Annotated in this window: 16 protein-coding genes; 3 read left to right on the top strand and 13 right to left on the bottom strand. The window is 65.4% G+C overall.

The window, feature by feature from the left end; all coding sequences use genetic code 11:
* Positions 1-318: 318 nt before the first annotated feature.
* The 6 genes from ACOIX3_RS13360 to ACOIX3_RS13335 form a co-directional block, all read right to left on the bottom strand.
* Entirely contained in the window at positions 319-1,074 is a 756-nt protein-coding gene (locus ACOIX3_RS13360) for a phosphorylase (protein WP_376711585.1), read from the bottom strand.
* Positions 1,071-3,032 (bottom strand): squalene--hopene cyclase, encoded by a 1,962-nt coding sequence (shc, locus tag ACOIX3_RS13355; protein ID WP_420970278.1) that lies wholly within the window; start codon positions 3,030-3,032, stop codon positions 1,071-1,073. Before shc ends, ACOIX3_RS13360 begins: the two co-directional genes overlap by 4 nt.
* 66 nt (positions 3,033-3,098) lie before the next feature.
* Positions 3,099-4,349 carry a hydroxysqualene dehydroxylase HpnE gene (gene hpnE / locus ACOIX3_RS13350; RefSeq protein WP_420970277.1) on the bottom strand — a complete coding sequence of 417 codons (1,251 nt, stop codon included), beginning with the start codon at positions 4,347-4,349 and terminating at the stop codon, positions 3,099-3,101.
* Complete coding sequence (gene hpnD / locus ACOIX3_RS13345) at positions 4,349-5,185, bottom strand: presqualene diphosphate synthase HpnD (RefSeq protein ID WP_092125113.1); 837 nt, start codon at positions 5,183-5,185, stop codon at positions 4,349-4,351. The genes hpnE and hpnD overlap by 1 nt, the downstream gene beginning before the upstream one ends.
* Positions 5,182-6,060 (bottom strand): squalene synthase HpnC, encoded by an 879-nt coding sequence (hpnC, locus tag ACOIX3_RS13340; protein WP_420970276.1) that lies wholly within the window; start codon positions 6,058-6,060, stop codon positions 5,182-5,184. Before hpnC ends, hpnD begins: the two co-directional genes overlap by 4 nt.
* 196 nt (positions 6,061-6,256) lie before the next feature.
* A complete protein-coding gene (locus tag ACOIX3_RS13335) occupies positions 6,257-6,493 on the bottom strand; it encodes a hypothetical protein (protein WP_420970275.1) in 237 nt (78 codons plus the stop codon).
* A 405-nt stretch (positions 6,494-6,898) separates the two neighbouring features.
* Between ACOIX3_RS13335 and ACOIX3_RS13330 the strand changes: the two genes are divergently transcribed.
* Positions 6,899-7,402: a hypothetical protein gene (locus ACOIX3_RS13330; RefSeq protein WP_420970274.1), complete on the top strand. Its 504-nt coding sequence runs from the start codon at positions 6,899-6,901 to the stop codon at positions 7,400-7,402.
* A gap of 93 nt (positions 7,403-7,495) precedes the next feature.
* Here ACOIX3_RS13330 and ACOIX3_RS13325 read toward each other — a convergent pair whose 3' ends face one another.
* From ACOIX3_RS13325 to ACOIX3_RS13310, 4 genes are all read right to left on the bottom strand, one after another.
* Positions 7,496-9,880 carry an efflux RND transporter permease subunit gene (locus ACOIX3_RS13325; protein ID WP_420970273.1) on the bottom strand — a complete coding sequence of 795 codons (2,385 nt, stop codon included), beginning with the start codon at positions 9,878-9,880 and terminating at the stop codon, positions 7,496-7,498.
* Between the two features lie 197 nt (positions 9,881-10,077).
* The gene (gene eutC, locus ACOIX3_RS13320) at positions 10,078-10,872 is read right to left on the bottom strand and encodes an ethanolamine ammonia-lyase subunit EutC (RefSeq protein WP_420970272.1); all 795 of its coding nucleotides are present in this window, start codon (positions 10,870-10,872) and stop codon (positions 10,078-10,080) included.
* Positions 10,873-10,876: 4 nt separating this feature from the next.
* The gene (locus tag ACOIX3_RS13315) at positions 10,877-12,463 is read right to left on the bottom strand and encodes a B12-binding domain-containing radical SAM protein (protein WP_420970271.1); all 1,587 of its coding nucleotides are present in this window, start codon (positions 12,461-12,463) and stop codon (positions 10,877-10,879) included.
* Between the two features lie 128 nt (positions 12,464-12,591).
* Positions 12,592-13,974 carry an ethanolamine ammonia-lyase subunit EutB gene (locus tag ACOIX3_RS13310; RefSeq protein WP_420970270.1) on the bottom strand — a complete coding sequence of 461 codons (1,383 nt, stop codon included), beginning with the start codon at positions 13,972-13,974 and terminating at the stop codon, positions 12,592-12,594.
* Between the two features lie 347 nt (positions 13,975-14,321).
* Here ACOIX3_RS13310 and ACOIX3_RS13305 point away from each other — a divergent pair, with 347 nt between their 5' ends.
* Positions 14,322-16,028: a methyl-accepting chemotaxis protein gene (locus ACOIX3_RS13305; protein WP_420970269.1), complete on the top strand. Its 1,707-nt coding sequence runs from the start codon at positions 14,322-14,324 to the stop codon at positions 16,026-16,028.
* A gap of 171 nt (positions 16,029-16,199) precedes the next feature.
* Entirely contained in the window at positions 16,200-17,702 is a 1,503-nt protein-coding gene (locus ACOIX3_RS13300; protein WP_420970267.1) for a sensor domain-containing diguanylate cyclase, read from the top strand.
* A 36-nt stretch (positions 17,703-17,738) separates the two neighbouring features.
* On the opposite strand, the gene ACOIX3_RS13295 is transcribed toward ACOIX3_RS13300, so the two are convergent.
* Genes ACOIX3_RS13295 through ACOIX3_RS13285 form a run of 3 tightly spaced genes read right to left on the bottom strand, consistent with a single transcriptional unit; the run spans position 17,739 to position 24,435 of the window.
* Positions 17,739-18,617 carry a transglutaminase family protein gene (locus ACOIX3_RS13295; protein WP_420970266.1) on the bottom strand — a complete coding sequence of 293 codons (879 nt, stop codon included), beginning with the start codon at positions 18,615-18,617 and terminating at the stop codon, positions 17,739-17,741.
* Positions 18,614-21,145, bottom strand: coding sequence for a circularly permuted type 2 ATP-grasp protein (locus ACOIX3_RS13290; protein ID WP_420970264.1), 2,532 nt, complete (start codon positions 21,143-21,145; stop codon positions 18,614-18,616). The genes ACOIX3_RS13295 and ACOIX3_RS13290 overlap by 4 nt, the downstream gene beginning before the upstream one ends.
* Before the next feature lie 20 nt (positions 21,146-21,165).
* Complete coding sequence (locus tag ACOIX3_RS13285) at positions 21,166-24,435, bottom strand: DUF2126 domain-containing protein (RefSeq protein ID WP_420970263.1); 3,270 nt, start codon at positions 24,433-24,435, stop codon at positions 21,166-21,168.
* Positions 24,436-24,653 lie beyond the last annotated feature (218 nt).

Below are 24,653 nucleotides of genomic sequence, written 5' to 3'. Positions count from 1 at the left end.
GCACGGGGCGGTCCGAGGTCGCAGGACGGCGCACACCGCCCGCGGACGCTGCAGCTTGCAGGACCAATGATCGTCGGAGACTTGCCGTGCTCCGCGCAGGAACAGGCCTCGAGGGGTCACCCGCCCGCAAGCCGGCAAATGCACGCCCGACAAATCGCCCACCGAATGCTCGGAACCCGGACCGGCGCGGCATCGAGCCAAGCCACCAGGCACCAAAGCAAAAGGCCCGATCGCGATGCGATCAGGCCTTTATTTTTGAGATTGATTGTTTTGAGCTTGGTGCGGCGAGCAACGCCGTTCCTGACCGGGACAGCTGGATCAGGCCGCCTTCGCCACCAGAACGTCTTCCACCGGCATCAGCACGTCGCTGCCGAGCAGGAAGCCGCGGCAGCTGCGCAGCGAGCGCAGCGCGCGATTGAAATCGATTCCGGTCGACACCAGCGCCCGCAGCGTCCGCGGATTACGCACGATGCCGCGCAGCACCTTGCGCAGGTCGATGTCGCCGTTCGGCTTCACCGCGGATTTCGCAAGCTCGGGCAGCGCCCGGTGCGCGGGATCGCTGATCACGCGCAGCGCGGCGAACGGAACGCCCGCCTTGGCGGCATAGGCCGCCGCGATATGGCTTTCCATGTCGACTGCGGCTGCGCCCGTCATCGAGCGCAGCGCGGCCTTGCAGGCCTTCGCCGCGATCACCTGTTCGACGCCGGCAAGCCCGCCGCGGACGATCCGGCGGCGCTTCAGCGCGGCGCTCGCGATCATCTCTTCGTTCAGGGCAGATGCGGCCAGGAAACGGGTATCGCCGGACATCACTTCGGTCGCGACCACGACGTCGCCCGACTTCAGCGACGGATCGAGCCCGCCGGCCACGCCGAACGAAATCACGCCACGGAAGCTCGTCGGATCCAGCGTCGCCAGCAATTCACGCAGCTGCTGCGGATCGCTCGAGCTGCAGATCACGATCATGCCGGGACCCGCTGCGATACGGGCCTCCTGCACCAATCCAGTCACAATCAATACCGGCCGAGGATCAATTCTACTGCCCACGGTCTCGGCGGCCCCCGCCTCAACAATCACATCCCGACCCCTACCACCCTGCTATTGGTGCTTCTCAAATTCCGATACCGCGCCAGCGCCCAGAGCGGAAAGAACTTCGAGTAGCCATGATATCGCAAGTAAAATACCCGCGGAAACCCCGTAGCTGTGTATCGCTGCTCGTCCCACAGCCCTTTTTCCGTCTGTGTTGCCTTTAGGTACTCCACCCCCCGCGCAACGGCGGGATTTTCGACCTCTCCGGCCGCCATCAATCCAAGCAAGGCCCATGCCGTTTGCGAGGAGGTCGACGGCGCAACTTCATAACCCTTGTAATCCAGCCGGTAACTGACGGCGTCCTCGCCCCAGCCGCCGTCCTGATTCTGGACTGACGCCAGCCAATCGACCGCCTTCCGAACCATCGGGTCGCTGCGATCGATCCCTGCGACATTTAGCGCGGAGAGCACCGACCAGGTGCCGTAGACGTAATTCAGGCCCCAGCGGCCGTACCAGGAGCCCTCGGCGAGCTGGGTGCGGCGCAGATAGGCGATACCGTCGGCCATCGCCTTGCTGCTCTCGGCGGTCTCGCCGAGCTGGCCCAACATCGAGATGCAGCGCGCCGTGACATCCTCGGTCGGCGGATCGAGCAAGGCGCCGTGATCGGAGAACGGGATGTTGTTGAGGTAATATTCGAGATTGTTGGCGTCGAACGCCGCCCAGCCGCCGTCGCGGCTCTGCAGCCCCTCGATCCACTCGCGGCCGCGCGCGATCGCCTCGTCATATTCCCTGGTTCCGCTGTGGCGCCGCACGCGATCCATCGCCATCACGACCACAGCAGTGTCGTCGAGATCGGGATAGTGGTCGTTGTTGTACTGGAACGCCCAGCCGCCGGGACGGACATCCGGCGCCTTGACCGCCCAGTCGCCCTTCAGCTCCAGCACCTGGCGCGGCTTCAGCCAATCGAGCCCCTGCTTGGCCTTGGCGAGCGTATCGTCGCCGCCCGCTTCCTGCAGCGCATGACAGGTCAGCGCGGTGTCCCACACCGGCGAGACGCAGGGCTGGCAATAGGCCTCGTGCTCGCCGACCACCAGCAGCTTGTCGATGCCGCGGCGGGTGACGGCGCGCGGCGGGAAATTCTCGTCCTTGCCGAGCGCCTCATACATCATGACGATGTTGGCCATCGGCGGATAGATCGCGCCCATGCCGTCTTCGCCGTTCAACCGCTCTTCGGTGAAGGCGAGCGCGGCGTCGATCGCGCGCTGGCGCAGGCGCTTCGGAAACATCGGCTCGATCACGCGCAGCACGGCGTCGAGCGAGCGGAACAGATAGAACCAGCTCGCGCTCTGATGCGGCGCCTTCGGCGCCATGCGGACCGATTTCGGATCCTCCAGGAACAGTTCGTCGATGCCGACGCCCTTCGGATTCTTGGCGCGCGGCTTCAGCGCGGCGAGCACCATCAGCGGCACCATGGTGGTGCGCGCCCAGTAGGAGATCTTGTTGATGTGGAACGGCGACCACATCGGCAGCAGCATGATCTCGATCGGCAGCACCGGCGTCGCGCGCCAGGTCACGACGCCATAGAGCGCGAGCAGGAAGCGCGTGAACACGTTGCTGCCCGAGGCTCCGCCGCGCGAACGGATCGCCTCGCGCGCCCGCACCATGTGCGGCGCGTCGACGGAATCGCCGATCATCTTCAGCGCGAAGTACGACTTCACGCTGGCGCTCATGTCGAACGGGCCGTCATGCACCAGCGGCCAGCCGCCATGCGCGCCCTGGACGCGGCGCAGATAGTTGCCGAGCTTGGCCTCGAGCGCGGCGTCGACGGGCTCGGCCAGGTAGTGACGCAGCAGGATATACTCGGCCGGAATGGTGCTGTCGGCCTCGAGCTCGAATATCCAGTGCCCGTCGGACTGGCGATAGCCGAGCAGCGCTTCGGTTGCCTTGGAGATGCTCTTCTCCAGCGCGACCGGATCGACTGCGACGCTGTGATCTCTCGAAAGCATTTCGCTCGATATCCTCTTCATTGCGGACCGGCTGATCGAAAGCCGCAGCCCGCTTAACAGGTCGAATTAACGCCTGGCCAGAACCAGATCTGCGGCGCGATCACCCGACCGCACCGACCCCTCGATGGTTGCCGGCAACCCGGTAGCAGTCCAGTCGCCGGCAAGGAACAGGTTTTTTTGCGCTGTCGTGGGCCCCGGACGCAGGGCGTTCTGCTCCGGCGTCGCCTCAAATGTGGCGCGGCGCTCGCGCACGATCTGCCACGGCGGCAGGTCGCCGGAAACGCCGGATGCCTTGCAGATGTCGCGCCAGATCGCCTGCGCGAGCTCCTCGCGCGGCATGTCGACCAGGCGGTCGCCGTTGCTGATCGTCACCGACAGCCGCTGCGGGAACGCGAACAGCCACTCCACGAGGCCGCCGACCACGCCGAGAATGGGCGCAGCGTCGCGCGGCGGATCGACGCGGAAATGCGCGTTCACGATGGCGCGGAATTTGGTTGGAGTTTTCAGGCCGGGCAGCAGGGTTGCGGCGGCGCGCGGCGGGACCGCGAGCACGACGGCATCGTCGGCCGCCAGCGTGATCGTGTCGCCACCGCCGAAGTCGAGCTCACCGATGCGATCACCTGACATGCCAAGCGTACGCAATTCGTGACTGAACTGGACGCTGTGGCCCCGCTCCTGCAGCAGCTTCACGGCCGGCTCGATCAGCACCGAGCTCAGGCCGTCCCGCGCGATCAGCGGACGGCAGGCCTGCCCGCCGGCGAGCAGCGTCTCGCGCACGATGGCCCCGGCAAGCCCGGCCGAGCCCTCCGGCGGATCGACGTTCAATGCCGCGAGCAGCAGCGGCTGCACCAGGCGGTCATACAGCGTGCCCTTGCAGGGAATGGTGTTGCCGACCAGCGCCTCGGTGCTGGCCCAGGCCAGCGGCGCCAATGCGAGATAATCGCGCAGGCCGGTGTCCGGGACGCGGCGCGCCTCGTCGAACACCCACAGCGGCAGACGGGAATCGCCGAGATCGAGCTGCCAGCGCTGGCCGGTGGCCAGATCGACGAACGGAAACTGCGCGCGCGCAGGTCCCACGAGGCCGGCCTCGGTGCCGATCGAACGTGCGTAGCTCAGCGCGTGGCGGTTGCCCGACAGCAGCAGATGGTTGCCGTTGTCGATGGTGAGATTGGTGGCGGCGTCGAAATAAGAGCGGCAGCGGCCGCCGGCCTGCTGCGTCGCCTCGTGGACGGCAACCTTGTAGCCGCCATTGGCGAGCCGCACGGCCGCGGAGAGGCCGGAAATACCGGCACCGATGATATGAACGGTCTTTTGCATCAGATGATCGCGTAACGAAGAAGAATGCCGATCTTGGCTGCCTTGGACACACGCACCGGCTCACGCGGAGCGGCGAAGCCGCGCGCGATCAGGAGATCGAGGATCGCGCGGTAGTATTTCGACATGATCCGCGGCGCGCGCACGGCGCGGCGCGAATTGCGCTTCATGATCTCGTCGGACTTCTGGAAGTGCATCTTGGCGCGCTCGGCAAGCGGCGCGCAGACTTTCGGCAGCGCGCGGTCGGCGGTGACGCGGGCCGGGTCGTTGTTGGTGATGCCGGCGTGCCAGAGCCATTCGCGCGGCAGATAGAGCCGGCCGAGACCGGCATCCTCGTCGATGTCGCGCAGGATGTTGGTGAGCTGGAGCGCGCGGCCGAGATGGTAGGCGAGCTGGATGCCGTCCTCCTCGGGCAGGCCGAACACGCGCACCGACAGCCGGCCGACCGCGCTCGCGACGCGATCGCAATACAGGTCGAGCGTCGCAAGATCGGGCGCGCGGATGTCCTGCGGCACGTCCATCTCCATGCCGTCGACGATCGCGACGAAATCCTCGCGCTTCAGGCCGAAAGCCTTCACCGACGCGACATAGTCCCTCAGCCGCTCCGGCGGATGCCCCGCATAGAGCGCATCGATATCTTCGCGCCACTGCTGCAAGGCGGCCAGGCGCTCGGGCCGCGGACCGTCGGAATCGGCGATGTCGTCGACCTGCCGGCAGAAGCTGTAGATCTGGAACATCGCCTCGCGCTGCGCGTGCGGCAGGATGCGCATCGCGGCATAGAACGAGCTGCCCGACGCGGTGCTTCCGTAATTTGCGTTGGCCGCCGCCTCAGCACTCATGCCCCTGCCGCCGTCTTGGAGACCGCACGCCGTCCGATCGTGCGCCGCGCAGTCTCGCCGGCGACACCGCCAAGGCTCTGCAGCAGCAATTCGACCGGGCCCAGATGCACGCGCTCGCTGAGCGGGTCGCGCACCTTCAGCATGTTGACGATCTTGTCGGCGAACGCCTGGATCACCGAGATCTCGAGCCCGAGCCGGAAATCCTTCACTTCGGCGGCGAGCGACTTGCTCTGGTCGAGCAGCGCCGCGGTGCGCAACGCCAGCGCCTGCAGGCATTTGAGCAGGGCCGGCTGCGACTTCGCCTCGCCGAGCATCTCGACGGTCGCACCCGTAGCGGCCAGCGCATCGCGCGGCAGATAGACGCGGTTCAGGTTCCGGTAGTCCTTGCCGCAGTCCTGAAGATGGTTGTTGATCTGCAAGCCGGCACAGAGCGCATCCGACGCCGCCCAGGTCGAAATATCCTCGCCATGCACGTCGAGCATGAAGCGTCCGACCGGCATCGCCGAGTAACGGCAATAGTCGATCACGTCGTCCCAGTTTTCGTAGCGCAGCTTGGTGACGTCGAGGCGGAACGCCACCAGCACGTCGAGCGCGTGGCGCGGCGGCATGCCGCGCTCGGCAAAGGCGCGGCGCAGGCTGACCGCTTCCTTCTGGCTATCGCCATTGCCGAGCAGCTCGGCCTCCATGAGGTCGAGATAGCGCAGCTTCTCCTCGGCCGGCAGCGTGGCGTGATCGGCGATATCGTCGGCGGTGCGGACGAAATTATAGAAGGCCAGGATCAGGGCACGATGCCGCGGATGAATGATCCACGACGCGACCGGAAAATTCTCGTCGCGGTGGGTCTTTCCGGATCGCAGGTCGCTCGCGGTGGTCATGGGAAATTTGGGCTACACTGGTCATGGCACGACGCAGGCGCGGACGGTCAGGCGCATGCGGGGGATTTGCGAGCCCCATATAGGGGAATACGCCACCAAAACCAATGCTATCTGTGACCGCCAGCATATGTGACCGCGGCCGGCGTGGCTGCCAGCCGCGGCATTGATAGCGGTCCCTTGAGACCTGAATTCGGTCTTATTGGCCGTGGGTCTTCAGCACCTGGTCGCAGGCGGCGCTGATCTTGCTGCGGTTCTGCTGCAGGCAGGCGAGAATGGTGAAATCGCCCTGATCGATCACGGAACGGCAGTGACGCTGCACGTCGCGCGTGCAGGCCTTCTGCTCATCGGGCGTACCGCGCCCTTGCTGCTGGGCGAAGGCGCTGGACGAGAGCGGGATCGACAACAGGGCAACAGCCAGGAGAAATTTACGCATCGTATTCCTTCATTTCCGACAGCAGAAAATCTGTTCCAGAAACGCGTTTCGGCATGGCCGGGACGGATTTTGGGGATTGCAGACGCCACGTAACGCGGCAACGGATTGACGACAAGCACTGCTAAATGCGGCTAAATTTGCGGCGCTGTAAACCCCTGCTTAAGCCATTGATTTAACATAACGATTCATGCCATCACTTTATCGCGTTTGGGTATTGCGGATCACACTCACGCAAAGCTAGATGCCATCATGAGGCCAATGGTTTCTGATTCTGTTCGATGACAACAGGCTCGCGCACGCCGCTTTCTGTCGTTTGAACCTAACATTCTTGGGTGACACTAAACCTTCGATGCGGCGAGACGCTTTCTTGCGAAAGAGGCGTTGATTTTGATGGGAAAATTCACAATGAAACTGTTTGGTTCCAGCCTTTATGGTCAGGCCCTCAGAGCCGTGGGCGTCGGCGCCGCGCTGATGCTGTCTGCCTCCGCAGTCCACGCCCAGGCCGGCGGTCCGTTTGCCGGTTTTGCCGGCTCGTGGACCGGAACGGGCACGGTGGCGTTGTCCAACGGCACGACCGAACGGATTCGTTGCAAGGCGGATTACAAGGTCGCGCCATCGGGCATGAACCTGAAGCAGTCGCTGCATTGCGCCAGCGACAGCTATAAGTTCGACCTCTCCAGCGACGTCACCAGCCAGGGCGACCGGATCTCCGGGAACTGGAGCGAGGCCAGCCGCAATATCTTCGGCAATTTACAGGGCACGGCGAGCGGCGGGCGGATCGACGTGTTCGTCGAGGCCTCCGGCTTTGCCGCCAACCTGAACCTGCAGACCAACGGCTCCAAGCAGGTGGTGCAGATCGACTCCAAGGGCGAGATCCGCGGCGTCACGATCACGATGACGAAGACCTGACGCCTCCGGCCGATTTGGCAGGCAAGCAAAAAAAGCCCGGTTCCGAATGCTTCGGAACCGGGCTTTTTGTTGCAGGTCTTTGTTGCCCGTCGATCAGGCCTTTTCGATCGGCGCCGGTTGCCCGCCCTTGCCGCGGAGTTTTTGCGACAGGTTGATCAGGAACATCGAGGTCGGCCGCAGGATGAAGAGGTCCGCGACCAGGGCCGCGACCATCGAGAACGCGCTGAGCCAGCCGAACAGCCGCAGCGACGGCAGGTCGGAGAACACGGTGACGACGAGGCCGCAGGCCAGCACCACCGTGGTCAGGATCAGCGCGGGGCCGACCAGCACCGTGGCCCGCTCCACCGCAAGCTCCGGCGTGACACCGGGCTTGGTCTCCAGTCGCAGGCGATTGAGGAAGTGGATGGTGGCGCTGAGGCCGAGGCCGAACGACACGGTCAACGCCACCACGCTGGCGAATTGCAGCCCCTCCCCGAGCAGCCATAGCACCGTGCCTGACAGCACCACCGGGAAGATGCCGGGCAGGATGCAGGAGAACATCACCACGACCGAGCGGAACGCGAGCCCGATGAAGATCGCGACCAGCGCGAACTCCACGGTGAGGCCGCGGTTGAGCTTCTCGATCATGTTGGCGCTGTTGCGCGCGGCAATCACCGACAGGCCGGTGACGGCGATCTCATAGCCGGGATGCTCGGCGCGCACCTTGTCCAGCGAATGATCGAGCTTGTTGACCACCGGAAGCAGCTGGCTCGAATCGAGATCCGGGACGCGGCCCGACACCACGACCGCATCCTGATCCTTCGAGATGAAGCGGCGCACGAGATGCTCGGGAATCACGCTGACATATTCCTTCAGCGTCGCGACATCGTTGCTGCCGGCCTTCTCGGCGAGCCAACGCCGCAGGGTTTCCAGCGACCAGACGTTGCCGACACCGGCGCTGTCCTCGACCATCGCATGAACGTCGGCGATCGTCTTCAGCGTCTCCGGCGAGTAGAGCGATTGGCCCTTGGGAAATTCGATCAGCACATCGACCGGATTGGCGCCGGTCAGCTTGGCGTCGAGCCGGCTCGACGCCTCCACCGCCTGCCGCTTGTCCGGCACCTGGTCGGCGAGCCGGTAGCGCGGCTCGAGATTGGCGTAGATGACGCCGAGGCCGCCCACGACGATCAGCGCGAGCAGGCTGAACAGCCCCGGACGGCCGACCATGCGCACCGCGATCCAGTAGCAGAAATTGCGCAGCGCCTGCACGCCGGCATCGGCGCTCTGGAACTTGACCGCGAAGACCTTCTCGTTGCGTACCAGCAGGATGCCGAACACCGGCACCAGCGACAGCACCGCGACCAGCGCGATGATGGTCGCCGCAAGCCCGGCCTCGCCGAACTTGCGGATCAGGTCGGAATCCGAGAACTGCAGCGCGATGAAGGAAATCCCCGCCGTGCCGTGCGTCAGCACGCAGGCCGGGCCGACCACCAGCACCGCGTTCTTGAACGCGGTGTACTTGTCCTGGCCCGCGATCAGCCGGTCGCGCGCCGCGAATGTCAGCTGCATCGAGTCGGAGAAGCTGATCACCATGATGAGCGGCGTCATCACGTTGAGGAACATGTTGAGATTGAAATTGGCCCAGCCGAGGCCGCCGAGCGCGAGCAGGATCGCGATCATCGGCGGGAACGCCGCCGCCACCATGAAGGATATCTTGCGGAAGAAGATGATGGCGATGACGCAGCCGGCGAGGATGCCGAGGATGTTGTAGGTCAGGCCGTCGCGCTCGACCGCATTGCGGATCTCGAGCTGCATGACCGGCACGCCGGACAGCTGGGCGTTGAGCCCGCTGCCGCCGAGATCGTCGGCCATGATCTTCCGGATGTCGCCGACCACCTTGCTGAGCTTGTTGCTGCCGACCACCTCCGGCTCGAGCGACAGCACGACCAGCGCAAGCGTGCCGTCCTCCGACAGCAGCTTGCCGCGGATGATCTCGTTGCTTTTGACGGTCTCAACGAACTTGTCGTAGGCCGCGCCCTCGGGGAGTTCATTCGGGAACAGCGCCGCCGGCAGCTTGCCGGCCTCCGGCGCCTGGCGCGCCGAGAACAGCGACACCAGGCCGCGCACGCCCTCGACGAGTTGCAGGTCTGTGACCATGTCACGGAGCTTGCCGAGATTGTCGCGTTCGAGCAGCGTCTTGCCTTCGACCACGACGAGGACGTCGAACTCGGTCGCCGGGAAGCGCTTGGTCACCGCCTCATATTGCTTGTAGTCCTTGGATTCGGAACGGAACAGCTGCGACAGCGAGTCGTCGATCTTGATCCGGTGGACGCCGAACACCGCGCCGATCAACAACAGGACGAGGACGATGCAGGACAGGATCGGCGCCCGCATCGGGATCAGGCCGAGACGCTCGATCCCGAACGCGATGCTGGGGCCCGACCGCGGCTCTTCGACCTTCTCGACGTGGACCTGACTTTCGGAGTTCTTTTCGAGCATGCCCTGTCCAGTTCTGAAAACGGCTCAATCTGTCTAGCTTGGGTCGAGGGGCGCGAATGAGGCGGGTGAGCGCGGCTTATCGGCGCTAGTCCTTGAAAACACGCGAATATTGACCGGCGCGTGTTTTACCTGTCTGCACCTTTGCTCGCAAGCGCGAGGGTAGAACCAAATCGGCGGGGAACCGCTGATCCCCACTATTAAGTATCTGATTTGTCACACCCTGGAAGCGCATTCTGTGACGATCCACCGCCGCTTTCATCTTTCAACGCGACCCCGGTGATCTGGCGTGCCAGCCCCTCACGCACAAGCCACGCGATCCTGAATGCGGCTTCCGGATAGCTCAGGCCGGCACGGTGGATGTTGGAGACGCAGTTGCGGTCGGCATCGGTGAGGCCGATCCGCGGCGCGAAGGTGAGATAGGCGCCGAGGCTGTCGGGCGCGGACAGGCCGGGCCGTTCGCCGATCAGCATCACCAGCATGCGCGCGCCGACGATGGCGCCGATCTCGTCACCGAGCGCGACGCGCGCGCCTGACGCGACGATCACCGCACCAGCGTCGATCTTGTCGGCGGCAAGCCGCGGCACGAGATGCCGGATCAATTCGACGGCGTGCACATTGACCGCGGTCGGCGACAGGCCGTCGCCGATCACAATCGCGCAGGAGCATGCGGTGATGCCGTACCCTTCCAGCGACCGTCGCGATGCGGAATCCAGCATGCGTCCGAGATCGGGCCGGCGCAGATAGTCGCGCCGGCCGGGCGCCTGGCTCGACACCTGGTGCGGCGTGATGCCAAGGCTGGCAAGGCCGGCCGTAATGCCGCTGACATCGAAGGCCGCGTGAACGGCGTCGCGGGCGCGGGCGTGGTCGAGCGTGAACGAGAGCAGCGCATCGGTCGGCAGGCTGGCCCCGAACCGGCCGAGACCGACGCGCGCCGGCGTGAGGTCGCGCAGATCGGAAAGCGACGGGGGCGATGGCGCCGGCGGTGTCGTCATGCTGTCATTCGGCGGGCACGGAAGCCTCGCGCAGCCGGATCGAGTAGTTCGAGGCGTTCTGCCGGCCGCTGGAGGCTGCGCGCGCAAACGTGATCAGATGATGCGCAACCAGCGTCGCCGAGATCAGCCCCTCGATGTCGCCGCGCTTGAGCCGGCCAAGCGCAAACTTCCAGAACACGCGCTTGTAGTCGCCGAGCACGCCGACCTTCCAGAAGATGTTGCGCAGCATGATCAAGCCGCGCCGGATGTTGGCCCAGCTCTTCATCTCCGGGCTGACCGGCACCTTGATGCGGTTGGCATAGGTGTAGTTGCATTGATGCAAATAGCGCTCGAACAGCTTCTCGGGCTGGTAGGCGATCTCCATGCATTTGCGCCAGGAACTGACCACGTCCTCGTAGGGCAGCAGGAACTCGACATTGGAGTCGCGTCCCTCGTCATGGATCAGCCGTCCTGCCTTTTCGAGCCGATCCCACAGCGGCGTCTTCGGCAGCGCCTGCAGCAGGTTGATGGTCAGCAGCGGAATCCGGGACTCCTCGACAAAGGAGAGCAAGGCGTCAGCGGTCTGGGGCTTGTCGGTATCGAGCCCCATGATGATGCCGGAGACGACCTCCATGCCGAAGGAGTTGATGGTGCGCACGCCCTCCAGGATCGGAACCATCATGTTCTGATCCTTGTGCATGGCCTTCAGCGCGTCGGGATCGGGCGTCTCGATGCCGACGAAGATCGTCACGAAGAAGGCCTCGCGCATCTTCTCCAGGATCTCGGGGCGCTTGGCGATGTTGAGCGTGGCCTCGCAGGCGAGCCGCGTGACATACCCGGTCCGCTTCTGCCACTCGATCAAATGCGGCAGCAGATCGCTCGCCGCCTTGCGGTTGCCGATGAAGTTGTCGTCGACGAAATAGACGGTGTCGGTCGCGCCGCAGGCGCGCAGCTTGTCGAGCTCGGCGATGATCTGCTGCGGCGACTTGAGCCGCGGATTGCGGCCATAGAGCCCGGGGATGTCGCAGAACTCGCACTGATAGGGGCAGCCCGAGGAGAACTGGATGCTGCCGAGGAAGTACTTCTTGGTTTCGGCGAGCTCATAGGCCGGCAGCGGGAATTCCGTCATCGGCAGGCGGTCGGTGGTCTTCAGCACCACCTGCTCGTCGGGGCGACCGGTGTCCTGCTCCAGACGCTTGATCAGCTCATTGGTCGCATCGCCGAGCTCGCCGACATGAAGGTAGTCGAATGAGGGATAGTAGTCCGGACAGGCGCTGACCGATGGGCCGCCGATCGCGACCACCAGGTTGTGGTCATGCGCACGGTGGCAGATATCGTTCATCTGCTGGCGCTGGATGTGCATACCGCTGACGAACACGGCTTCCGCCCACTCGAAATCCTCCGCTGTGGCCGGACGCAGATTCTCGTCGACGAAGCGGACCGGCCAGTTCTCGGGGAGGTATGCGGCGATCAGCAGCAGGCCCTGCGGCGGCATGAACGCCTTGACGCCGTCGGTCAGGGGATAGGAGTGCTCGAAGGTCCCAAAGGACGACGTATAGCGCGGAAAGACGCAGAGGATACGCCGTGCTGTCTTTATGCCCTCAGCTCTCATCAAACGACCCCGAAGCACCCGCAAATCTAACCATAGCGTGGAACGCTGGGCCAGAAATTCTTCAACATTGTGGCGCTTACCAACGTCACAACGGTGAGATAGTTGCTCTGCAGAATTTCGCTATCCCGTCAGGTCAACAGCCTGGCGGCGAGGTCGGGCAGCTGCCCCGCATCGGCAACGAGGCGGAAATCCTGCCCGGCAAGGCCGACGCGCGCCAGCCAGTCGTCGAATTCGGGCGCCCGCCTCACACCGAACAGGTCGCGGATGTACAGCGCATCGTGAAACGATGTCGACTGATAGTTCAGCATCACGTCATCGGCGCCCGGCACGCCCATGATGAAGTTCACGCCGGCGGCCGCAAGCAGCGTCAGGAGATTGTCCATGTCGTCCTGATCGGCCTCGGCGTGGTTGGTGTAGCAGACGTCGATCCCGAGCGGCAGGCCGAGCAGCTTGCCGCAGAAATGATCCTCGAGCCCGGCGCGGATGATTTCCTTGCCGTCATAGAGGTATTCCGGACCGATGAAGCCGACCACGCTGTTGACGAGCAGCGGATCGAACGCCCGCGCCACCGCATAGGCCCGCGCCTCGCAGGTCTGCTGGTCGACCTGGTGATGGGCGTTGGCCGACAGTGCCGAGCCCTGCCCGGTCTCGAAATACATGACATTGTCGCCGACCGTGCCGCGGCGGAGCGACAGCCCGGCTTCCCGTGCCTCCCGGAGCAACGAGAGGTCGACGCCGAAACTGCGGTTGGCCGCCTCGGTGCCGGCGATCGACTGGAACACGAGATCGACCGGCAGCCCCTGCCCGATCAGGCCGAGCGTGGTCGTGACATGGGTCAGCACGCAGCCCTGCGTCGGAATCCCGAGCCGCGTGATGACGTCGTCCAGCAGCCGCAGCAGGGTGCCGATGACGTTCGGATCGTCGCTCGCCGGATTGATGCCGATGCAGGCATCGCCCGATCCGAGCAGCAGCCCGTCGAGGATCGAGGCGGTGATGCCCCCGGCATCGTCGAACGGATGGTTCGGCTGCAGCCGCGTGCTCATTCGCCCGCGCAAGCCGATGGTGTTGCGGAAGCGGGTCGTCACCTCGCATTTCTTCGCGACCAGGATCAGATCCTGGTTGCGCATCAGCTTCGACACCGCCGCCACCATCTCCGGCGTGATGCCGCGCGAGATCCGGTTGATCGCGTCTCCAGTGGCGGCATCCGACAGCAGCCAGTCGCGGAAGCCGCCGACGGTGAGCGACGACACCGGCAGGAAGCCGGCAACGTCGTGGCTGTCGAGGATCAGGCGGGTGACTTCGTCGTCCTCATAGGGGATGACCGGCTCATCGAGGAATTGCTTGAGCGGAACGTTGGCAAGCGCGAGCCGCGCGGCGATCATCTCCGCAGCGCTGTCGGCCGCGATGCCGGCCAGGCGGTCGCCGGACCGCGGCGGCGAGGCCTTGGCAAGCAGGATGCGCAGATCGTCGAATGCATAGCTGGTGGCGTCGATGGTGTGACGATAGAGCATGGGGATTCGCGTCGAGGCTGGGGACGGCGTAACCTAGCACCTCTTTGCGAAAGTCGTGCCATCAGCTTCGCCTGGTGCGCCGGGGAATGTTGATGAATGATGATGATGGCGGTCCGTCATTCAACACGGCGGCAAGCCGCCGGCACCAGGTCGCCTCGCAGCACCTCATAAGACATTGGTATTATTTAGAGATTTTAACGGTTGCGGCGACATAGAACGCACGCGTTAAGAAATTGTCCATGAAGATTTTGCATAAGCTTTAATTGGCCGAAGGTACTCCCCGGCCTCTTGGAGTGCCCTCAATGCCGTCCCCCGTCACATCCCCCATCTCCACATCCCGGCCTCCAATGGCATCCCGATTCTCGCTTGCTGCCAGGCTGTACTCGACGTTTGCGCTGATTGCGGCGCTGACCGCGGCCATCACCGTCCTGTCCGACTACAACGCGCGGCGCAATGCCGAGCTGACCGCGGCCGTCGACCTTGCAAGCCGCGCCGCGCTCAATGTCGAGCGGGTCAACTCGCTGGTTTACGCGGTGGTGATGGAATCCCGCGGCATCTACATGTCGACCGAACCTCCGGCGGTGAAGAAATACGGCGACGGGCTGCTGGCGTTCAACGACCGCATCCTCGGCGTGGTGAGGAACTGGGAGACCTTGGTGCAGGCCGACGACGCCGCGCAGTTCGCGGTGTTCAAGAAACGCATCGAGCAATTCATCGAATTCCGGAAAGAGCTGGTCCGCCGCGGCATCGAAATCGGCGCCGCCGCCGGGCGCGAGTGGGGCGACAACGATGCCAACCGCGACGTGCGCACCGCACTGAACAAGGACCTCGAGGCGCTGTCCAAGGTCTATGCAGAGCGCAGCAAGAAGCTGGCGCAGCAGACCGACACCAACCGCGAGCTGGCGCTGCTGCTGACCGGGCTCGGCGCGGCGGCCCTGATCGTGGTGGTGCTCGGCGTGCTGATCATCGCCCGCTCGGTGGCGCGGCCACTGTCGCAGATCACAACGACCATCAAGCACGTCGCCGAGGGCGCCGACCATGTCGACGTGCCGCACGTCGGGCGCAGCGATGAAATCGGCGCACTGGCACGCGCCATCAAGGTCTTCCAGGAGGCGATGGACCGCAATCGCAGCCTGAACGCGCAAGTCGTGCAGGACTCGGAGGCCCGCGACGCCCGCGGCCGGCATGTCGAGAGCTTCGTCGAGACGTTCCGCGGCACGATCGGTGAAGTGCTCCGCGCGGTGCACGACAACGCTGCCACGATGCGGCAAACTGCGCAGACCATCGCAACCGTCGCGGCGGACGCCAGCGGCCGGACCGTTGCGGCGGCAGGCGCGACCGAACAGGCCTCGAGCAACGTGTCTGCGGTGGCAAGCGCCGCCGAAGAGCTCTCCGCCTCGGTCGAGGAGATCGGCCGCCAGGTCAAGCAGTCCTCCGGCGCGGTCGATCAGGCAGGTGCGCGCACCGACCGGTCGATCACCGAGATCGAGAGCCTTGCCGCCACCACGCAGCGCATCGACGGCGTGCTGAACCTGATCCAGGCGATCGCCGAGCAGACCAACCTGCTCGCGCTTAACGCCACCATCGAAGCCGCCCGCGCCGGCGATGCCGGCCGCGGCTTCGCGGTCGTCGCGCACGAGGTCAAGGCGCTGGCTGGGCAGACCGCCAAGGCAACCGCCGAGATCAGCGAAAATGTCGGCCTGATCCAGGCCTCGACCCGCAACTCGGTGGCCGCCGTGCGCGAGATCGGCCAGGCGGTGCGCGAGATCAGCAACGTTACCGCCAACATCGCAAGCGCGATCGGCCAGCAGGATGCAGCCACGCGCGAAATCTCCGCCAACGCGCAGATGGCCGCCCAGGGCAACGAAACCCTGGTGACGAATGTCGGCTCGCTCCGCGACGACATGGACCAGACCAGCAAGGCGGCGGAATCGGTGCTCGCGGCATCGAACGATCTGACCGCAACCGCCGAGACGCTGTCGCGCGAGGTCGAGCAGTTCTTCCGCAACCTGCGCAGCGACGCCGCCGAGGATCTGCGACGGACCGGAACCTGAACGGATCAGCCGATCCGTCCGGGCCCCGCGACGGGTTCGGACCAACCTGGAATGGTTAAGACTATCGCAACGCGCGGGCGCAAATTGCCTGTGCTTGCGCTCGCCTTTCTCAATTTGATGCCCCTATAGAAACACAAAGTGCGCGGGGGCGCGGGGAAGTGGAAGCGAGCAATGAACGGACTGTTGCCAAAGCCGAAGGCGGTGCCGACCAAACGGCTCCTCGCGCTCGGTATCGGTCTCGTCTTGTGCTTTTCGGCGATCAGCGCGTCCATTCTCTGGGAGATGGCCGGCAAGGACTATCAGCATGCGAAGGAGGGCGCGACCAACCTCGTCGCCTCCATCGCCAGCGAGATCGATCGCAACATCGAGCTCTATGACCTGTCGCTTCAGGCCGTCGCCGACGGCGTCAAGCTGCCGGAACTCGGCAAGATCAGCCCGGAGCTTCGCCAGGTCGTGCTGTTCGACCGCGCCGCCACCGCCAAGGATCTCGGCTCGATCCTCGTGCTGAATACGGCGGGAGACGTCACGCTCGATTCCCGGACATTGACGCCGCGGACTGCAAGTTTCGCCGATCGGGACTTCTTCCGGGTGCATCAGGCGCGAGCCGACAGCGGACTGTTCATCAGCGCTCCCTGGGTGACTCCAGACGGCGAATATCTGATCAGCCTGAGCCGCCGCATCAGCAATGACGACGGGTCCTTTGCCGGCGTGGTCGCGGGCAGCATGCGGCTCAGCTATTTCCACAATCTGTTTCGCAAGCTGAGCTTCGGCCTCGGCGATAGCATGGCGCTGTTCAACACCGATGGCGTCATGCTGATGCGAGCACCGTTCGACATCGCCAAGATCGGGCAAAGCATCAGGGACTCACAGGTCTTCAAGCAGTTCCCGGCACGGCAATCCGGCTCCTACATGACGAAATCGCTCGTCGATCATGTCAACCGGCTCTATGTCTTTCAGGCGGTCGGACACCATCCCCTGCTGATCGCCGAGGGCCTCGCGCTCGACGGCATCTATGCCGACTGGTGGCAGCAGCTCTGGCTGATCGGAAGCGTGGTGGCGGCGCTCTGCGGCTTCTCGATCGTCCTGATGTTCTACCTGCTGGCCGCTCTCAAACGGCGGGCCGCCGCTGAAGGCCGGCTCGCGCACCTCGCGAACACCGATGCGCTGACGGGCCTCGCCAACCGCCGCCGCCTCGACGATACGCTTGACGTCGAATGGCGTCGTGGCATGCGCGCAAAGTCGCCGGTATCGCTTCTGATGATCGACGTCGATCATTTCAAGACCTTCAACGACACGTATGGCCATCAGGCCGGCGACGCCGTGCTCGCCACTGTGGGACGGTGCATCGCAACCAGCACCAAGCGCGCGACCGATCTCGGCGCGCGCTACGGAGGTGAGGAGTTTTCGGTGTTGCTGCCCGGCATCGGCAAAGCGGGTGCATTGGAGGTTGCCGAGCAGATCCGCGCGAAGCTGACCGCTGCGCGCGAATCCGAGCATGAGTTGCCGACTGTCAGCATCGGACTGTCTTGCCTCGTCCCGGATCACGAACGCACATCGCGCGATCTGCTCAAGGCCGCGGACCTCGCGCTCTATCAAGCCAAGCATGAAGGCCGCGACCGGGTCATCATCAGCCCGATCGGGTGGGACAAATCGGGCAAGCGGCAGGTCGCCTGATCGAGATCGCGGCGGCACGCGCCTGCCCGCCTCGGCTCACTCCACCGGCAACACGTCGACGGCGACGCTGAGCTTCTGCTTGCGCGCGCCGACGATGACGCCGTCGACCGGCGAGACGTCGGCGAAGTCGCGGCCGATGGCGAGAATGATGTGGTCGTTGGCGACCATGAGATCGTTGGTCGGATCGAACCCGACCCAGCCGAGCTCGCTGCCGCACCAGACCGACACCCAGGCGTGGGTTGCGTCCGCGCCCTGCAGCCGCGGCTGGCCCGGCGGCGGAATAGTGCGCAGATAACCGCTGACATAGGCCGCCGGCAGACCGAGGCCGCGAAGCCCCGCGATCATCACATGGGCAAAATCCTGGCAGACGCCGTGGCGCTTCTCGAACACGTCGCGAAGCGGCGTCGAGATCACGGTCGCCTTCGGATCGTATTTGAAGTCGCCGCGGATGCGGCGCATCAGGTCGGCCGCACCGGCAAGGATGCCGCCGCCAGGTGAAAAACTCGCCGAGGCGTAGGCCGTCACGGGCCGCAGCACCGGCACCAGCGCGCTGGCGAAGACATAGCCGACCGGCGAGCCGGCATCGAGGCTCAATGCCTCGAACGCGTTGTCGCGCACGCACTCCCACGACGGGCTCGCCGCGTCACGCGCCGGCGGCTGCCGCGCCACGGAGACCCGCGAGCGGGAATCGATGCGAAGGCTGCGATGCGCGGTCTCGATCAGGACGCTTTCGGTCAGCGTGCCGAAAAAGTCGCGCCGTGCGGTGCGCTCCGCGGGCTTCGGGCGAATCTCGACCGAATGGGAAACCAGCTCCTGCCCGTCGCCGGTGATCGGCTCGAGCCGCAGCGAGCAGCGCGCGAAGCTGACCTGGGTCTCGTAGCTGTAGGTCGTGACGTGACGGATGTCGTAGATCACGCCAGCCCCGTGAGCTTCTCCGGCCGGCTGGCGTTCGGTCCGTGCGGGAAATAATGCAGTCCGACCGAGTCGGCGAGGTTGAGCAGGTCCTGCTCCAGCGCGAACAGCGTCTTGACGTCGAGGCTGCCGGCTTCGGCCGTCGTCAACATCGCCTCGACCGCGACCGCAAGCCGCTGCGGCCGCTCGATCAGGCCGTGCTCCTTCAAGCTCGGCAGCGCGGCGATATGCCCGTTCAGCGCCGCGACCTGGAATGCGACCGAGCGCGGATTATAGGGATCGAGCACGGCGAGATCGCGCACCGGTGTCAGCAGCGGCTGCACCAGATAGCGCGAGCGATAGGTGATCTGGCAATCGACCAGCGTCAGCAGGACGTCGAGATCCTCGTCGCCGGCTTCGTCATAGGCGAACTGACGGGCAAAGCGCGTGGTGTTGATGGCGCGTTCGGCGCGACGGCCCATCTCGAGGAAGCGCCAGCCGGCGGCGCGGTTCATGTTCTCCTGCGCGAGACCGGCGAAGCTCGCGAGCTCCTGCAAGGTCAGCTCTGCGGCGCTGACGACGCCGTCATCGTCGTGAACCTCGATCGCAAGCCGGTCCGCCATCTCGGTGATGACCTGCCAGGCGTCCGGCGACAGCCGCTCGCGCAGCGAGGTGGCCGTGCGCTGCGCCGATCGCACCAGCGACAGCGCCGAGCCGAATTTCTCCTCGTTCTGCAACGCTTCGAGCGCGACCTTGGCGGGATTGGCGCGCGCGGTCTGCGAGGCCGCGCCCCAGGTAACCAGCATGCGCTGGATGCGCTCGGCCGAATGCATCGCCGGCGTCGAGCCGGTCGAATTCGCCCGCGCAGGATCGCGCAGCGGCGTGCACAGCGCGCGGATCAAGCGAATGGTGGCTTCGGCGCGCTCGAGATAGCGGCCGAGCCAGAACAGATTGTCGGCGGCGCGGCTCGGCAGCACACCGGCGATGCGGCGGATGCGGACGGTGTCGACCGCCGGCAGCAATGTCGAGGTCGCAACCGCCTTGTCGGAGACCACCCAGACGTCGGCGGACACCGCGCCATCGCCCATCGACACCGCGCGCGCATCCGCGCGATCGGCAATCCGGCAGAAGCCGCCGGGCAACACGGTCCAGCCGTTCGGCGTCGCCGCCGCGAACACCCGCAGCACGAACGGACGCGGCGCGATGCGGCCGTTCTCCCACACCGGCGTGGTCGACAGCCGCACCAGTTCCTGGCCGACATAGTCGATGCCGCGATGGCTGATCGCATCCTTCAGGCGGTCGCGGTCCGCGGCCGACAGTTCGCCCGGGAGCACCGGCCCGTGGCCTGGAAAATCCGCAACGCCGCGGCCATAGGCGCCTTCGATCGCGAATTCGTCGAGCCGCGAGAGCACTTGCTCGCGGGCGGACCTCTGGCCGCACCACCAGGTCGCGATGTGCGGCATCATCAGGTCTTCAGAGAGCAGACGCCGGCACAGGCTGGGTAGGAAGCCGAGCAGCGCCCTCGCCTCCATCACGCCCGAGCCCGGCATGTTGGCGACCACGACGCCGCTCTTGCGCAGCACCTCGACGAGCCCGGGTACGCCGAGATAGGAGGAGGCGTCGAGCTCGAGCGGATCGAGCATGTTGGAATCGACCCGGCGCAGCAGCACGTCGAGCCGCTTCAATCCGGCGACGGTGCGGATATGGATGCGGTCGCCGGAGACCGCGAGGTCGTCGCCCTCGACCAGCAGGAAGCCGAGATAGCGCGCGAGCGTGGCGTGCTCGAAATAGGTCTCGCTGAATGCCCCTGGCGTCAGCAGGCCGATCCGGGGCTCGTCGCGATCGGCGCTGGCGCGGAGCGAATCGCGGAACGCTTCGAAGAACGGCGCGACACGCTCGACATTCATCGACTTGTAGAGGTTGGAGAAGGCGCGTGACAGCACCAGGCGGTTCTCCAGCGCATAACCCGCGCCCGACGGCGCCTGGGTGCGATCGCCGAGCACCCACCAGCGGCCGTCGGGCCCACGGCCGATGTCTGCGGCATAGAGATGCAGATAGCGGCCGCCGGGCGGCTTGATGCCGCTGACCGCGCGCAGATACTCACTGCTGCCGGCGATCGCTGCGGCGGGAATCGCCCCCTCTGCGACGAGACGGCCGTCGCCGTAGAGATCGGCAAGCACCATTTCCAAAAGCTGCGCGCGCTGCGCGACACCGGCGGCGAGCTGCCGCCAATCGGCCGCATCGATGATCAGCGGCAGATGGCTGAGCGGCCAAATCCGGTCGGACGTGTCGCCGGGCGCGCGATAGGTGACGCCGGCCTCGCGCAGATGGCGATCGGCGGAGGCGAAGCGGCGCTCGATGTCGGCCGGCGACAGCCCGGCAAAGGCGTCGAAGAAGCGCGCCCAGACCGGCCGCGGCGCGCCGTTCTCGGCAATATATTCATCGGGAATGCCGGGCAGCCGGACATAGTCGCGGGTCCACTGCGCCATCCGGCGCTGACCGGGACGGGCCCTGCTCTCCTGACTGCTGCCTTGACCACCCGACACTGACATTTCACTTCCCCTGCACCCAATTACTGCAGGAGCGGCGTCCGCAAGTCGAGGGTCAAGGGAAACTCAATTGTGCGTTCCTCCGGCGGTGGTTCGATCCTGCCGGGGGTATGACCGTGCTCCTGGAAGCGCGCCAGCCGCCGCGCCTCGGCCTCGTAGGAATTGACCGGCTTGGTCTCGTAGTTGCGGCCGCCGGGATGGGCGACATGATAGACGCAGCCGCCGAGCGAGCGGCCGTTCCAGGTATCGATCAGGTCAAACGTCAGCGGCGCATGCACGGGGATGGTCGGATGCAGACCGGAGGCCGGCTGCCAGGCCTTGAAGCGCACGCCGGCGACCGCCTCGCCGGCGCGGCCGGTCTCGGTCATCGGCATCCGCCTGCCGTTGCAGGTGATGACGTGGCGGCCCTCGACGAAACCGGTCGCCTTCACCTGCAACCGCTCGACCGAGGAATCGACGTAGCGCACGGTGCCGCCGGCGGTGCCCTCCTCGCCCAGCACATGCCACGGCTCGAGCGCCTGCCGCAGCTCGAGGCCGACGCCGCCGTGGTGGATGCGGCCGAACGCGGGGAAGCGGAATTCGAGCTGGGCCTGATACCATTCCGGCTCGACGTCGTAGCCGGATTGCTTGAGCTCGGCGAGCACGCCCACAAAGTCCTCCCAGAGGAAATGCGGTAGCATGAAACGGTCATGCAGCGCGGTGCCCCAGCGCACGAACTTGCCCTGCTGCGGCTCGCGCCACAGCTTTGCGATCAGCGCCCGGATCAAGAGCTGCTGCGCCAGCGACATCCGCGGGTCAGGTGGCATTTCGAGCGCGCGGAATTCGACCAGACCGAGCCGGCCGGTCGGGCTATCAGGCGAATAGAGCTTGTCGATGCAGATCTCGGCGCGATGGGTGTTGCCGGTGATGTCGACCAGGATGTGCCGGAACAGCCGATCGACCAGCCACAGCGGCGCATCCATGCCCGGCGGCGGAACGTGCGACAGCGCGATCTCCAGCTCATAGAGCCCGTCATGCCGCGCCTCGTCGATGCGCGGCGCCTGGCTGGTCGGGCCGATGAACATGCCGGAGAATAGATAGGACAGCGACGGATGCCGCTGCCAATATAGCACGAGGCTCTTCAGCAGATCGGGCCGGCGCAGGAACGGTGAATCCTCCGGCTTGCTGCCGCCGACCACGATGTGGTTGCCGCCGCCGGTGCCGGTGTGGCGTCCGTCGATCAGGAAACGGTTGGCGCCGAGCCGCGTCTTCGCGGAGTCCTCATAGAGGCCGAGGGTGATGTCGACGGCTTCGCGCCAGCTTTGTGCCGGCTGCACGTTGATCTCGATCACGCCGGGATCCGGCGTCACCTTGATCACCTCGATCCGCGGATCGAACGGCGGCGCGTAGCCTTCGACATGGACTTGCAGTTGCGGCTCGTCGGCAGCGGCAGCCTCGATCGCGGCGATCAGCTCGAGATAATCCTCGACCTTCTCGACCGGCGGCATGAAGGCGCACAGCACGCCGTCGCGCACCTCGATCGACATCGCGGTACGCACCGGCAGCGGCTCTTCAATGTCCTTGAGCGCCAGCGTCAGCTCCGGATCGATCTCCCCCAGCGCGTCGCGCGGCGCCATCGGATCCTGCTCGATGACGTAGGGAAAATCCTCGGGCGCGACGTGTTCAAGCGAAGAGATCGGAAGCCGCAAGCCCAGCGGGGAATCGCCCGGAAAGAGGAACAGATGGCTGCGCCGGATCTTCCAGCGCTCGCTGCGCCAGCGCGCCGGCACGCGATCGCCGAGCGGGCTCCAGCGCTGGATCGGCAGCACATAACCTTTCGGCGTGGTCAGCCCCTCGTCGAACACCCGCGCCATCCGCGCGCGCTCTTCCGGATCGGTCAGTTTGGAATTCGCAGGGCTGACATTGGCCGGCAAGCCGGCCTCGCGCTCGAGCCAGAACGCAGTGTCCTCAAAGGCCGGCATGACGTGGTCAGCCTTCAGGCCGAGCCGCGCGGCGATGCCGATCGCGAGGCGTTCCGCATCGGCGATCTCAGCCTTGCCCGGATTTTCGACTGAAGCGATCAGGCCGGCATTGTTCCAGATCGGCTTGCCGTCCTTGCGCCAATAGAGGCCGAACGCCCAGCGCGGCAGGCTCTCGCCGGGATACCATTTGCCCTGGCCGTAATGCAGCAGGCCGCCGGGCGCGAACCGCGTGCGCAGCTTGCGGATCAACTCGTCGGCCAGCGCGCGCTTGGTCGGACCGACCGCGGCGACGTTCCACTCCGGCGATTCCAGATCGTCGACCGAGACGAAGGTCGGCTCGCCGCCCATGGTCAGCCGCACATCGTCTTTCTGCAGATCGGCATCGACCTGCTCGCCGAGCCGGTCGAGCCGCGCCCAGGACTCATCCGAAAACGGCTTGGTGATCCGCGGCGCCTCGCGGATCCGTTTGACGCTCATCTCGAAGCCGAACTCGACATTGGCGAAGCCCGCAGTGCCGGTCACCGGGGCAGCCGAGCGGTAGTGCGGCGTGGCGCAGACCGGGATATGTCCCTCGCCCGTCAGCATGCCGGAGGTGACGTCGAAACCGATCCAGCCCGCACCCGGCAGATAGACCTCGGCCCAGGCGTGCAGGTCGGTGAAATCGCTCTCGACCTCGCGCGGCCCTTCGAGCGGATCGATGTCGGGCCGCAGCTGGATGAGATATCCGGAGACGAAGCGCGCGGCGAGCCCGAGATGGCGCAGCGCCTGGATCAAGAGCCACGCCGAGTCGCGGCAGGAGCCGGAGCCCGCGGCCAGCGTCTCCTCCGGCGTCTGGATGCCGGCCTCCATGCGGATCACGTAGCCGATCTTCTTCTGCAGCTGCGCGTTCAGCTCGACCAGGAAATTGACGGTCGAGTCGGCCTTGCGCGGAATGTCCTTCAGATAGGCCGCGAGCAATGGCCCGGGCTCGTCGGTCTCAAGATAGGGCGCGAGCTCGGTCTTGAGATCGCCGGGATATTCGAATGGAAAGCTGCCGGCATAGGGCTCGACGAAGAAGTCGAACGGATTGACCACCGTCATCTGCGCGGTGAAGTCGACCTCGACCTTGAGCTCGGTCGCCTTCTCCGGAAACACGTAGCGCGCCAGCCAGTTGCCCTGCGGGTCCTGCTGCCAGTTCACGAAGTGGTTTGATGGCGTGACCTTGAGCGAGTAGCTCAGGATCGGCGTGCGGGTATGCGGCGCGGGCCGGAGCCGAATGGTCTGGGGCCCGAGATCGATCGGCCGGTCGTATTTGTAGTGCGTGACGTGATGCAGTGCGACGAAGATCGACACGGACCGAGGACTCCAGCAGCTTTTTTGAGCAGAACACTGGTTCCGGTCGACATCAAGCACTAACAACGGGCACGGGGTGCCTACGAGAGGAGCGGCTTGGAGCCTTTCTCGCCAAGAACGGCGGCTCCGATCGAACCGCCGCCGTCTAGGCTCGTCGTTCCTCAACTTGAGTCCCGCACGCCGCGCAGAATTTCGCTCGTGGGGTTCGCAATAGCTTG

Source organism: Bradyrhizobium sp. B120 (assembly GCF_049075665.1).
Taxonomy (GTDB): Bacteria; Pseudomonadota; Alphaproteobacteria; order Rhizobiales; family Xanthobacteraceae; genus Bradyrhizobium.
The sequence above is the reverse complement of the archived record's forward strand: the minus strand, read 5'-3'. Positions and strand labels throughout refer to the sequence as shown.

What these genes read in the sequence shown, in the direction of transcription:
- ACOIX3_RS13335 (WP_420970275.1), bottom strand. Translation starts at nt 6,493, where the DNA reads ATGCGTAAATTTCTCCTGGCTGTTGCCCTGTTGTCGATCCCGCTCTCG.
- ACOIX3_RS13315 (WP_420970271.1), bottom strand. Translation starts at nt 12,463, where the DNA reads ATGAGAGCTGAGGGCATAAAGACAGCACGGCGTATCCTCTGCGTCTTT.
- eutC (WP_420970272.1), bottom strand. Translation starts at nt 10,872, where the DNA reads ATGACGACACCGCCGGCGCCATCGCCCCCGTCGCTTTCCGATCTGCGC.
- ACOIX3_RS13305 (WP_420970269.1), top strand. Translation starts at nt 14,322, where the DNA reads ATGGCATCCCGATTCTCGCTTGCTGCCAGGCTGTACTCGACGTTTGCG.
- ACOIX3_RS13310 (WP_420970270.1), bottom strand. Translation starts at nt 13,974, where the DNA reads ATGCTCTATCGTCACACCATCGACGCCACCAGCTATGCATTCGACGAT.
- shc (WP_420970278.1), bottom strand. Translation starts at nt 3,032, where the DNA reads ATGCTTTCGAGAGATCACAGCGTCGCAGTCGATCCGGTCGCGCTGGAG.
- hpnE (WP_420970277.1), bottom strand. Translation starts at nt 4,349, where the DNA reads ATGCAAAAGACCGTTCATATCATCGGTGCCGGTATTTCCGGCCTCTCC.
- ACOIX3_RS13330 (WP_420970274.1), top strand. Translation starts at nt 6,899, where the DNA reads ATGAAACTGTTTGGTTCCAGCCTTTATGGTCAGGCCCTCAGAGCCGTG.
- hpnD (WP_092125113.1), bottom strand. Translation starts at nt 5,185, where the DNA reads ATGAGTGCTGAGGCGGCGGCCAACGCAAATTACGGAAGCACCGCGTCG.
- ACOIX3_RS13290 (WP_420970264.1), bottom strand. Translation starts at nt 21,145, where the DNA reads ATGTCAGTGTCGGGTGGTCAAGGCAGCAGTCAGGAGAGCAGGGCCCGT.
- hpnC (WP_420970276.1), bottom strand. Translation starts at nt 6,060, where the DNA reads ATGACCACCGCGAGCGACCTGCGATCCGGAAAGACCCACCGCGACGAG.
- ACOIX3_RS13300 (WP_420970267.1), top strand. Translation starts at nt 16,200, where the DNA reads ATGAACGGACTGTTGCCAAAGCCGAAGGCGGTGCCGACCAAACGGCTC.
- ACOIX3_RS13325 (WP_420970273.1), bottom strand. Translation starts at nt 9,880, where the DNA reads ATGCTCGAAAAGAACTCCGAAAGTCAGGTCCACGTCGAGAAGGTCGAA.